The following is an 11,498-nucleotide window of genomic DNA, read 5'->3' as shown; positions in this document are numbered from 1 at the left end:
GAGAACCGACATAGGGGCGTCAATCAGGATTCACATAGGCAGGCATCCGCCTCATGAAAGAAAAACGCCGGAAACTTATGGCGTAGAACGATTTTTCCAGCCTGATGAGAGGTGGCAACCAGAGGAAAACTCGCCCTGAAAACCACTTGGATCCTGCCGGATATGGAAGCGGAAACAAACAGACAGGCTCAAAATTTCCCCTTAAAATGAGTAGGTTATCCGATTCAATTCAAACCTAGCCGTCATCGAGGATTTCGTCGTTTTCTGACAAAAATGACGCCGGTTTTAGACGGACACAGAGGAAGTCGCGAAGTGGCGACACCCTTATCAACACCCACCTGAACAAACATTACCAACAGTAAGATACGATTCGTGACAGCGCAAACCCGGTCGGCGCTTGCAAATCTAATCGATTTAATGGAATTTCCGGACACGCGGAGGATTGCAGACATGAAGCAGAGATTTTTCACCAGGGAACGCCTGGCCGTTTCACTATTGTTCCTGATGAACGGGTTCATCATCGGCTCATGGGCGCCCAAAGTTCCTGAATTTGCCCGCAATCTCGACCTGAGCGAAGCACAGCTCGGTCTGATGATCCTCGTTCTGGGGCTTGGCTCGCTCGCCTGCATGCCGGTGGCTGGCGCCCAGATCGCCCGCTTCGGCTCGCGCCGGGTGACGCTGGGCTGCGCGCTGATTTTCCTGCCGACCCTGCTGCTGTTGACACTTGCCCCCAACGTTCCCCTGGCGGCCATGGCGATTTTCCTGTTTGGCGGCTTCATGGGTGCCATGGATGTGGCGATGAATGCCAATGCGGTTGAGACAGAAAGGCAGATGGGACGCTCGATCATGTCGTCCTGCCATGCCTTCTGGAGCCTCGGTGGCCTGATTGGCGCCAGCATAGGTGGGCCGCTGCTGGCTATGGCCGGATCGACGGTGCATAGCCTTGTTGCAACTGTCATTGCTGCCGTGATGCTGTTTGTCGCCTGGCCGATCACCCTTCGCGACCCGCCCCATCCCGATGCCGAACATCACAAGGCGCGTCTGCCGATGACGCCGCTGCCCTGGCTTCTCGGCCTCGTCGCACTGTTTTGCATGATCCCGGAAGGCGCGGTGCTTGATTGGGGCGCCTTTTATCTGCGCAATGAACTGGGCGGCTCCATTGCCACCTCAAGCTATGCCTATGCCGGCTTCTCCTTGACCATGGCGATCATGCGCTTTGCCGGCGACATCGTCCGCGACAGGCTGGGAGCGGTGACAACCATGCGGATTTGCGCCCTGATCGCCATGATCGGCACGGCCATTTCCGGCTTTGCCGCCGATCCATGGACCGCCGTCATCGGCTTTGCCATCATGGGTATCGGCATTTCCAACCTGGTGCCCATCGCCTTTTCTGCAGCCGGCAACCTGCCTGGCATGGCGCCGGGCGTCGGTCTGTCGGTGGTCAGCGCCATGGGCTATTCGGGTATTCTGGTGGCGCCATCGCTGATCGGTTTTGTCGCCGAACATACGTCGCTGGCGTTGGTGTTTCGCGTGCTTCCGGTGCTCATCCTGGTTGCCCTGCTGTTCTCCGGCCTTGCCCGACATGCCGACCGGCCCAAAGTTTGATCGACACGCGCCGCTGTCACGATGTTGACAAGCGACCATGATTGATCCACCTGAAAGCGAATTATCCGCAAGATCGGGATGACAACCATGGCGCCAGCCGAAAACCCAGCCGACGATTTTGACCCGAAACCACGCCGCGCATCCGTGGCCGTCGATGTCGGCGGCGTCATTGTCGGCGGCGGCGCGCCTGTCGTCGTCCAGTCGATGACCAATACGGACACAGCCGATATCGACGGCACGGTGGCGCAGGTTGCAGCCCTGCATAAAGCCGGATCGGAAATCGTCCGCATCACCGTCGACCGCGACGAGAGTGCGGCTGCCGTGCCGAAAATCCGCGACCGTCTGGAGCGGCTCGGCCTCGACGTGCCGCTTGTCGGTGACTTCCATTATATCGGCCACAAGCTTCTGGCCGATCATCCTGATTGTGCCGAAGCGCTGGCCAAATACCGGATCAATCCGGGCAATGTCGGCTTCAAGGACAAGAAGGACAAGCAATTCGCCGATATCGTCGAAATGGCCATCCGCTATGACAAGCCGGTCCGCATCGGCGTCAACTGGGGCTCGCTCGACCAGGAACTTCTGACCCAGTTGATGGACGAGAATCAGGCCAAGGGCTTTCCACTATCGGCCCGGCAGGTGACCCGTGAAGCGATCTGCCAATCCGCCCTTCTGTCTGCCGAACTGGCCGAAGAGATCGGCCTTTCGCGCAACCGCATCATCCTGTCGGCCAAAGTCAGCCAGGTTCAGGATCTGATTGCCGTCTATTCCATGCTGGCCTCGCGCTCCGACCATGCGCTGCATCTGGGCCTGACGGAAGCAGGCATGGGCTCGAAAGGCATTGTCGCATCGTCGGCGGCCATGGGTTATGTGCTGCAACAGGGCATTGGCGACACCATCCGCGTTTCGCTGACGCCGGAGCCGAACGGCGACCGAACCCGCGAAGTGCAGGTGGCGCAGGAACTGTTGCAGGTCATGGGTTTTCGCCAGTTCATCCCCGTGGTTGCTGCCTGTCCGGGCTGCGGGCGCACCACATCTACGGTGTTCCAGGAGTTGGCGCAGAAGATCCAGAGCGATATTCGCAAGAACATGCCGGTCTGGCGGGAAAAATATCCTGGTGTGGAAGGCCTGAATGTCGCGGTCATGGGCTGCATCGTCAATGGCCCGGGGGAAAGCAAGCATGCCGATATCGGCATTTCCCTGCCCGGCACCGGCGAAAACCCGGCGGCACCGGTCTTTATCGACGGTGAGAAGGCATTGACCTTGCGTGGTCCGAAAATCGCCGAGGATTTCGAGGCCCTGGTGATCGACTATATCGAAAAACGCTACGGTCAGCGGTCGGCGGCGGAGTAAGAAACCCGTTCTGTCAGCAAGCAGTTCTGTGGCAGGTGGTATGTCTTCTTCATATTGCCGCAATTGCTCTGTTCAGGATGAAATGAACCTACGGAGTCCTATCCCGATGCTGAAGAAATTCGTCCTTCTTGCCCTGACTGCCACCTATCTGAGTGCCTGCACCACCACCGATCCCTATACTGGTGAACAGAAAATGTCGAACACCGCCGGTGGCGCGATGATTGGCGCGGGCCTCGGCGCGCTTGGCGGCCTGGCGGTCGGCGGCGGTGGTCATGGCAAGCGCAATGCCGCCCTGATCGGCGCTGGCATCGGTGCGCTGGCAGGCGGCGCCATCGGCAGCTACATGGACAATCAGGAAGCCGAACTGCGCGCCCAGCTTCAAGGCACCGGCGTGTCCGTCACCCGCCAGGGCGACCGGATCATCCTCAACATGCCGTCCAACATCACCTTCCCGACCGATCAAGACCAGGTGTTGCCGCCGTTCTACCCGACGCTGAACTCGGTCGCCATCGTGCTGAAGAAGTTCAACCGCACCCTGGTCGACGTCAACGGCCATACCGACTCGACCGGCGGCTTGCAGCATAACCAGGATCTGTCGCAGCGCCGCGCCGAATCGGTGCTGAACTATCTCGGCTCGCAGGGCGTCGATCCGCGCCGCATGTCGGCCATGGGCTTTGGCCCCAGCCAGCCGATTGCCACCAATGCCACGCCACAAGGCCGCGCTCAGAACCGACGCGTCGAAGTGGCGATTTCGCCGCTCAAGGACAATTGATCGCAGCCCAGGCCGCAGTCCATTCAAAGACAAAGAAAGCCGCCGAAAGGCGGCTTTCTTGTTATAAGCTGGCCTATCACAAGCTGCCCTATCACAAGCTCGTCGTCAGCATTTTAACGCCCGCCGCGCCGAACAGAAGCGCAAGAACCCCGTCCACATAGCGCCGGCTGGCCCTATAGACATGCACGGCCCGGGCGGTCGAAAACACCAGCGCATAGCCGCAGAAGACTGAAAACCCGGTCGCCAGACATCCACCGACCACGAGCACCACGGAGCCCAGTGAGGCATCCACTGGCACGCCCAGCGAAATAATCGCCAGCCAGCCGAAAATCGCTTTCGGATTGGTCAAGTGGATGAGATAGCCGCGCAGAAAGATCGAACCATAACGGTCCCGCTTATCCGCACCGACCTGCTCCCCGGCGGCCTGTTGTTTTCGCAAGGCAGACAGTCCCGCCTTGATGGCGAGATACAAAAGATAAAGCCCGCCTGCGATTTTCAGCAGAATGAGGGCCTGGCCATAATGATGCAGCAAGGCGGCAAGGCCGAATGACGCCGCCATGGCCCAGGTAAAAGAACCTGCAAATATGCCAAGGGCAATCACCAGACCCGCCCTGCGCCCTTGCGATATGGCCGTCGAAATAATCGCCATATTCGCCGGACCGGGGCTGATTACCGCCACCAGATAGACGAGATAGGCGGAGAAAAACTGCGCAAAATGATCGGCAATCATGACGGGCGCTTTCGGAAGAGAATAACGGCCACTGAGCCCTAAAACATCAAACCAGACTCCGCACCCGAAAACCTGTCACAGTGGCAATTCAATTCTTGCGGTTGGCGACAAAACGGGCGGCGGCCATCAACACGGCGGCACGCTCGCCGTAGGGAGCCAGCAAGCCGACCGCCTGATCGACCAGCCGGTCCAGCTCGGCTTCCGCCCAGGTCTGGCCCTTCAGGCCGACCAATGTCCCCTTGCCGCGCCCGGCATCCTTGCCCGTCGCCTTGCCCATGGTCGCCGCATCAGCCGTCAAATCGAGGAGATCGTCGGCAAGCTGGAAGGCCCGGCCGATCAACTCGCCGAATTGGCGCAGCCGCTGCCGGTCCTCCTGGGATGCCCCGGCAATCACTGGTCCAGCCTCGCAGGCAAAGCGCAACAGTGCGCCGGTTTTCATCGCCTGCAATGTCACGATGCCAGCCTCATCAGGAGCGTGTTTCTCCGCAGCCAGATCCAGCGCCTGCCCGCCGGCCATGCCGCCAAGCCCGGCGGCCCGCGCCAGCGCCAGAACCAGCGCGGTCTTGGCAGCGTCGGGCAGCGTGGTTTGTGGCGCGGCAATGATCTCAAAGGCAAAGGTCAGCAGACTGTCACCGGCCAGAATGGCCGTCGCCTCGTCAAAGGCGATATGCACGGTTGGCTGGCCACGGCGCAGATCGTCATCATCCATGGCGGGCAAGTCGTCATGCACGAGAGAGTAGCAATGCAGGCATTCCAGCGCAGCGCCAACCCGCAGGGCGGCATCGTCCTGGCCGCGAAACAGCCGGGCGCTTTCCACCACCAGAAATGGCCGCAGCCGCTTGCCGCCGTTTAACACGGCGTGGCGCATTGCCGCCAGCAATTGACCGGGCCTGGCGATTTCATCCGATAGCGGCTCGGGCTGCAAAAGCTCGGTCAGCAGCGCCTGGACGCGCGTGGCTGTATCGCGGAGATGATCGTCAAACATCGCATGCCTCAGGTTTGCCGGCTGCTCTTTGCCATGCGCCCCCGGAAGGTGCAAGATACAATGAGTATTGGGGACTATCTGTGGGGTATCGGCCCGCCAAAGTGCCTTGGTCTGGCGCTTAGCCTTATTCACGGCTAAGAAAACAAATGCGCAAATCAAGCAGGCGTCGGGGCAGGTGACAGGATTGACGACGGACAACGCACCTGATGCTATCGACCCTCTGGACGCGACCGTGCCCGGACAAGACGAGCACCTCGACCAGGAGGGCGAAAAAGGAGACCGGCGGCTGGTGCTGCATCGAATAGCCAAGGCACTGCTTGCTCTTGCCCTTTTGCCTTTCGCGCTGATGGCGCTCTATCTGCTGCCCTTCATTCACCCGCCGTCCACCTTGATGCTGGCCGATCTCCTTCTGTTTCGTGGCTATGACCGGCAATGGGTGCCGCTGGAGCGCATATCGCCCAACCTGATCCGCGCTGTGATGATGTCGGAAGACGGGCAATTCTGTAACCATAGCGGCGTCGACTGGGTGCAGATGCGCTCAGTGATCGACGATGCGCTGGACGGCGAGGAAACCCGCGGCGCCAGCACCATCACCATGCAAACGGTGAAGAACCTGTTTTTGTGGAACAGCCGGTCGTTCATCCGCAAGGGCATGGAAATTCCCCTTGCACTGACCGCAGACAAAATCTGGTCGAAACGCCGAACGATGGAGATTTACCTCAATATCGCCGAATGGGGGCCGGGCATTTACGGCGCCGAGGCGGCCGCACTCCATCATTTCAAAATCCCCGCCGCCCGGCTTTCAGCCCGTCAAGCCGCCCTGCTCGCCGTCTCCCTGCCAAATCCCATCGATCGCAATGCCGGCAAGCCTGGGCCCGGTCTGCGACGGCTTGCTGCCATGGTGGAGCGCCGCGCCCGGGGCGCCGATCCATATATCAGCTGCATTGATAAGTGATGTCAAAACTTGGCATTGGCTTTGAGCTGTATCTGCCGGTTAGGATTGCCGGACATTTCAGGAAAAAAAACCGATGACGGACCTAACCCTTTATATTGCCAATAAGAATTATTCCTCCTGGTCGTTCCGGCCCTGGATTGCTCTGACCGCAGCCGGGATCGACTTCAAAGAGGTGCTGATCCGCTTCGACTTTCCAGCCGGCAATCCCGGCATCAAGGCCATATCCCCGACCGGCCAGGTGCCTGTCCTCGTGCATGGTGACGTGAAGGTCTGGGAATCGCTGGCCATTATCGAATATGCCGCCGAGCTTTTCCCCGATGCCGACATCTGGCCATCGGCCTCCCCGGACAGGGCCGTGGCCCGAGCCATTTCGCTCGAAATGCTGGCCGGTTTCAGGGCGATGCGCAATGCATGCCCGATGAATTTCCGCCGCTCGCCACAGACGCTTTCTTTCAGTCCTGAGACACAGGCAGCGGTGATGGCGGATGTCTCCCGCATCGAAACCATCTGGCGCGAGCAATTGGCCCGTTCCGGCGGTCCTTTCCTGTTTGGCGCCTTTAGCGCTGCGGATGCCATGTATGCACCTGTGGTCAACCGTTTTTCGGCCTATCAACTGACCTCTGATCCGGTTAGTCTTGCCTATATGGATCGCATGCAGGCCCATCCCGCCTGGATTAAGTGGCGCGATGCTGCCCTGGCCGAACCCTGGATCGTGCCGGAAGACGAGGCCTGAACGGATTGCCCGATGCCTGCAAAGGCCGGGCAGCACCGGTGTTTTGCGACCGCACGATGACAAAAAAATCCCGCCGGGGACTGGTCAAACCCCTGGGCGGCATGTATAAGGCCGCCAAATTCGAAGATCGGATGAGTGATCGTGCGGCTCCAAAAGGGCCGGTTCATCGGTTTTCGACCGTCACGTGGAGTAATTAAAATGGCTGTACCAAAAAGAAAAACAAGCCCGTCCAAGCGCGGTATGCGCCGTTCTGCCGACGGTCTGAAGGCTCCGACCTATGTCGAAGACAAGAATTCCGGCGAACTGCGCCGTCCGCACCATATCGATCTGAAGACCGGTATGTATCGCGGCCGTCAGGTTCTGACGCCGAAGGAAAGCGCATAAGCGTTTTTCTACCTGAATATATTAAAAAGGCCGGTTTTTCCGGCCTTTTTCTTTGCCATTTTTTGATGAAGACCGCCTGCTTGCAGTGAGCTTTGTGCATTTAACAAACCGCACGGTGCAGGAGAACACCCCTGCACAACGCCGTTGCGGCACCAGTTGTCAGAGCTTGTCGAGCTTGGTTTGCAGATTGCGCAACTGCTCTTTCAGATCATCGATATCCTTGGTTTCCGGCCGCTTCGCCTCGCGTGCTGGCGTCGGCGTCATGAAGGGCGAAAACATCTGCATGGCCTGGTGGAACATCTCGGTATTGCGCTTGACCTGCTCCTCCATCAGTTGGATCGGTGCCTGTAAATTCTTGGCAAGCGGTGTCTCACCGAAAGCCCGGGTCATCTGGTCGCGCATCTGGGATTGCTGCTCGGTAAAGGCTTTCATCGAATGTTCGAGAAAGCTTGGCACCACCATCTGCATCTGATCGCCATAATAGCTGATCAACTGGCGCAGGAAGGAAATCGGCAGCAACGTATTGGTGGTCTTGGCTTCCTGCTCGAAAATAATCTGGGTCAGGACGGAATGGGTAATATCCTCGCCGGATTTTGCATCCTGCACGGTGAACTCCTCGCCCTTTTTTACCATCTTGGCCAGATCTTCCAGCGTCACATAGGTACTGGTCCCCGTGTTGTAGAGGCGGCGATTGGCATATTTCTTAATGATGATTTCGCCATCGGTCTTGGCCATTGTGTCTCCTAACCCGGCTTATGTCGTTATTATTGCTCTTCCCTGAAAGAGAAGTGTAATCGCAAATCGACGGGCGTGACAATCTCTTTGTGCGTCGCGGGATTGCGCTATCGAAAGCAGCGATAGCCATCCGCTAAAATGCAACCAAAGACTGAAATTTCCCAATGCTTTGAGTTTGACTTCTCGGGGAAGCTTTGACAGTCTCAGCCGCAGCAAAGAACACTATCGAGGAGATACCCATGTCTACGCCTTCCATCGTCATTGCCAGCGCGGCTCGAACGGCAGTTGGCTCTTTCAACGGGGCATTTGCCAACGTTGCCGCGCATGACCTGGGTGCGACCGCGATCAAGGCCGTACTGGAACGCGCAGGCATCGAGGCCGCCGAAGTCGACGAAGTGATCCTCGGCCAGATCCTGACCGCCGGCCAGGGCCAGAACCCCGCCCGCCAGGCCGCCATGAAGGCTGGCATTCCGCAGGAAAAAACCGCCTGGGGCCTGAACCAGCTCTGCGGCTCCGGCTTGCGCGCCGTGGCACTCGGCATGCAGCAGATCGCCACCGGCGACGCCTCGATCATTATCGCAGGCGGCCAGGAATCCATGTCGCTTGCCCCCCACTGCGCCCATTTGCGCGCCGGTACCAAGATGGGCGACATGAAAATGATCGACACCATGATCAAGGACGGCCTGACCGATGCCTTTTACGGCTATCACATGGGCGTCACCGCCGAAAATGTTGCCCGCCAGTGGCAGCTGACGCGCGACGAGCAGGACGCCTTTGCAGTTGCCTCGCAAAACAAGGCCGAAGCCGCCCAGGCAGCAGGCCGGTTCAAGGATGAAATCGTCCCGGTCACCGTGCCGGGCCGCAAGGGCGATGTGATCGTCGATGCCGATGAATATATCCGCGCAGGTGCAACACTGGACAGCATGACCAAGCTGCGTCCCGCTTTCGACAAGGAAGGCACCGTCACCGCTGGAAATGCATCCGGCATCAATGACGGAGCCGCCGCCGCCCTGCTGATGACCGAAGCTGAAGCCGTCCGCCGCGGCATCCAGCCCTTGGCACGCATTGCCTCCTGGGCCACCGCTGGCGTCGATCCGAAGATCATGGGCACAGGTCCCATCCCCGCCTCCCGCAAGGCGCTTGAAAGAGCCGGCTGGAGCGTGAACGATCTCGATCTGGTCGAGGCCAACGAAGCCTTCGCCGCCCAGGCCTGCGCCGTCAACAAGGACCTTGGCTGGGATACGTCGATCGTCAATGTCAATGGCGGCGCCATTGCCATCGGCCACCCGGTCGGGGCATCCGGCGCCCGTATTCTCAACACCCTGCTGTTTGAAATGAAACGGCGCGGCGCAAAGAAGGGTCTGGCGACCCTGTGCATCGGCGGCGGCATGGGCGTTGCCATGTGCATCGAAGGCCTCTGAGCGGATCAAGTTTGAAGCCCGATGGCTGCCATCGGGCTTTGATATCCTGATTGTGAAGAGATATCGCCTGGTTACCCGCTTTGTCTTTCAACGGGATATGACCAAACAGAGCTGGTTTCAGCGGCGGCTCGTGTCCGGTCTGTCAGGACAATAAACAAGTCGGGAACCGGCGCGGCCATATTTTACCTGCATCATTCCAGTTCAATGTTTCCGGCGTCAAACCGTAATGACTGGTCGCTTCCTGTGCATTTCGCAGGAGTACCCATTGAATCGGGGGGATGTTACTCCGTGCCCCCTGGGGTAACGGAGAGACGCAACACAAGAAAACACTTATTGAGAGGAGACTGGAATGAGCAGGGTAGCTTTGGTAACCGGCGGAACGCGTGGCATCGGCGCGGCGATTTCAACGGCATTGAAGGCGGCTGGATATACGGTTGCTGCCAATTATGCTGGCAATGACGAGGCCGCAAAGGCGTTTGAAGCCGAAACTGGCATTCCGGTCTTTAAATGGGACGTCTCCTCCTACGAGGCCTGCAAGCAGGGTATTGCCGCCGTCGAGGCAGCCCTTGGGCCGGTTGAAATTCTGGTCAACAACGCCGGCATCACCCGCGATGCCATGTTCCATAAAATGACGCCTGAGCAGTGGAACGATGTGATCGGCACCAATCTAAGCGGTCTGTTCAATGTCACCCACCCGGTCTGGTCGGGCATGCGCGACCGCAGCTTTGGCCGCGTCATCAATATTTCCTCCATCAACGGCCAGAAGGGCCAGATGGGCCAAGCCAATTATTCCGCCGCCAAGGCTGGCGATCTCGGCTTTACCAAGGCGCTCGCGCAGGAAGGTGCGGCGAAGAATATTACCGTCAATGCGATTTGCCCGGGCTATATCGGCACGGAAATGGTCCGGGCGATCCCGGAAAAAGTCTTGAACGAGCGGATCATTCCGCAGATTCCGGTCGGACGCCTCGGCGAACCGGAAGAAATTGCCCGCATCGTGGTGTTTCTGGCGTCCGATGACGCCGGTTTCATCACTGGTTCGACGATTTCCGCCAATGGCGGCCAATTCTTCGTCTGATATTCTGGTATTGATAGCCAAAAAAAGCCGCCGGATCGCTCCGGCGGCTTTTTATATTCAATGCTATGCGATTTAGCGGCAACGGCGCTCGTATTGGCGGCCGTAACGATCGCGGTAAACGCAGTAGCCCCGGCGTTCGGTCGACTGGCCGATCAAAGCGCCAACCACCCCGCCACCGACGGCGCCGACTGCGGCACCGCCCCAGGAATTGGTTGCAACGCCACCGATCACAGCACCGGATGCCGCACCAATTGAGGCGCCGCGTTCCGTGGGCGTACAAGACGCGATCATCGGCACAAGCATGGCTATGGCAATAACTGTCTTTTTCATGAAAGCTTCCTCTTCTCCCTGGCTTGGCCAACCATCAGATACGGCCCATAAGCAGCAGAATAATAATGATGACGACAACCAGGCCCAGGCCGCCGGACGGACCATAGCCCCAGTTGCGGCTGTGACCCCAAGTCGGAAGCGCCCCAAGCAGCAACAATATGAGGATGATGACGAGAATTGTGCCTAGCATGGTGTTTCCCTTTACTTTTCAGCATGTCTTAATTCATGTGACCCTATAATGATCCTGGCCCTGTATTGTTCCACCCGGCCAACCCTTTCCTCCATCAGGCACGGTTTTAAAGTCCGGCACCGTTTTCGGTTGTGAATGGTTTCCATCATCTCGCCCCCCTCATGCCAGGGACCCACAAGATAAAGGCCGGAACAAAGCATGAAAGGGCGGGAGTCAGTGATTCGTCGCTGATT

At 58.7% G+C, this 11,498-nt stretch carries 13 protein-coding genes; 8 read left to right on the top strand and 5 right to left on the bottom strand.

Annotation, left to right across the window (positions count from 1 at the left end; all coding sequences use genetic code 11):
* Positions 1-417 precede the first annotated feature (417 nt).
* The 3 genes from V6582_RS11275 to V6582_RS11265 all read left to right on the top strand — a co-directional run bounded on the left by V6582_RS11275 (position 418) and on the right by V6582_RS11265 (position 3,727).
* Entirely contained in the window at positions 418-1,605 is a 1,188-nt protein-coding gene (locus V6582_RS11275) for an MFS transporter (RefSeq protein ID WP_420360176.1), read from the top strand.
* A gap of 87 nt (positions 1,606-1,692) precedes the next feature.
* Positions 1,693-2,955: a flavodoxin-dependent (E)-4-hydroxy-3-methylbut-2-enyl-diphosphate synthase gene (gene ispG / locus V6582_RS11270; protein ID WP_156631400.1), complete on the top strand. Its 1,263-nt coding sequence runs from the start codon at positions 1,693-1,695 to the stop codon at positions 2,953-2,955.
* 106 nt (positions 2,956-3,061) lie between these two features.
* The gene (locus V6582_RS11265; RefSeq protein WP_060718789.1) at positions 3,062-3,727 is read left to right on the top strand and encodes an OmpA family protein; all 666 of its coding nucleotides are present in this window, start codon (positions 3,062-3,064) and stop codon (positions 3,725-3,727) included.
* A gap of 91 nt (positions 3,728-3,818) precedes the next feature.
* On the opposite strand, the gene V6582_RS11260 is transcribed toward V6582_RS11265, so the two are convergent.
* Entirely contained in the window at positions 3,819-4,457 is a 639-nt protein-coding gene (locus V6582_RS11260) for a LysE family translocator (protein WP_156631401.1), read from the bottom strand.
* An 88-nt stretch (positions 4,458-4,545) separates the two neighbouring features.
* Positions 4,546-5,442: a polyprenyl synthetase family protein gene (locus tag V6582_RS11255; protein WP_156631402.1), complete on the bottom strand. Its 897-nt coding sequence runs from the start codon at positions 5,440-5,442 to the stop codon at positions 4,546-4,548.
* Positions 5,443-5,728: 286 nt separating this feature from the next.
* Here V6582_RS11255 and mtgA point away from each other — a divergent pair, with 286 nt between their 5' ends.
* The 3 genes from mtgA to rpmF all read left to right on the top strand — a co-directional run bounded on the left by mtgA (position 5,729) and on the right by rpmF (position 7,514).
* Positions 5,729-6,397 carry a monofunctional biosynthetic peptidoglycan transglycosylase gene (gene mtgA, locus V6582_RS11250; RefSeq protein ID WP_156631475.1) on the top strand — a complete coding sequence of 223 codons (669 nt, stop codon included), beginning with the start codon at positions 5,729-5,731 and terminating at the stop codon, positions 6,395-6,397.
* Positions 6,398-6,470: 73 nt separating this feature from the next.
* Positions 6,471-7,130 carry a glutathione S-transferase family protein gene (locus tag V6582_RS11245; RefSeq protein WP_156631403.1) on the top strand — a complete coding sequence of 220 codons (660 nt, stop codon included), beginning with the start codon at positions 6,471-6,473 and terminating at the stop codon, positions 7,128-7,130.
* A gap of 198 nt (positions 7,131-7,328) precedes the next feature.
* Complete coding sequence (rpmF, locus tag V6582_RS11240) at positions 7,329-7,514, top strand: 50S ribosomal protein L32 (RefSeq protein WP_007604390.1); 186 nt, start codon at positions 7,329-7,331, stop codon at positions 7,512-7,514.
* A 159-nt stretch (positions 7,515-7,673) separates the two neighbouring features.
* On the opposite strand, the gene phaR is transcribed toward rpmF, so the two are convergent.
* On the bottom strand, positions 7,674-8,249 hold the full coding sequence (gene phaR / locus V6582_RS11235) for a polyhydroxyalkanoate synthesis repressor PhaR (RefSeq protein WP_156554669.1): 576 nt from the start codon (positions 8,247-8,249) through the stop codon (positions 7,674-7,676).
* A 239-nt stretch (positions 8,250-8,488) separates the two neighbouring features.
* Between phaR and V6582_RS11230 the strand changes: the two genes are divergently transcribed.
* Together V6582_RS11230 and V6582_RS11225 are read left to right on the top strand one after the other, a co-directional pair.
* Positions 8,489-9,670 carry an acetyl-CoA C-acetyltransferase gene (locus tag V6582_RS11230; protein WP_060718794.1) on the top strand — a complete coding sequence of 394 codons (1,182 nt, stop codon included), beginning with the start codon at positions 8,489-8,491 and terminating at the stop codon, positions 9,668-9,670.
* A gap of 349 nt (positions 9,671-10,019) precedes the next feature.
* On the top strand, positions 10,020-10,745 hold the full coding sequence (locus V6582_RS11225; protein WP_156631404.1) for a beta-ketoacyl-ACP reductase: 726 nt from the start codon (positions 10,020-10,022) through the stop codon (positions 10,743-10,745).
* 72 nt (positions 10,746-10,817) lie between these two features.
* On the opposite strand, the gene V6582_RS11220 is transcribed toward V6582_RS11225, so the two are convergent.
* Positions 10,818-11,075: a YMGG-like glycine zipper-containing protein gene (locus V6582_RS11220; RefSeq protein WP_156631405.1), complete on the bottom strand. Its 258-nt coding sequence runs from the start codon at positions 11,073-11,075 to the stop codon at positions 10,818-10,820.
* A gap of 34 nt (positions 11,076-11,109) precedes the next feature.
* Positions 11,110-11,265: a DUF3309 family protein gene (locus tag V6582_RS11215; protein ID WP_015917565.1), complete on the bottom strand. Its 156-nt coding sequence runs from the start codon at positions 11,263-11,265 to the stop codon at positions 11,110-11,112.
* Between the last annotated feature and the right edge of the window lie 233 nt (positions 11,266-11,498).

It is taken from the genome of Agrobacterium vitis, assembly GCF_037039395.1.
Taxonomy (GTDB): domain Bacteria; phylum Pseudomonadota; class Alphaproteobacteria; order Rhizobiales; family Rhizobiaceae; genus Allorhizobium; species Allorhizobium vitis_E.
This window is presented reverse-complemented; position numbering and strand designations above follow the sequence as displayed.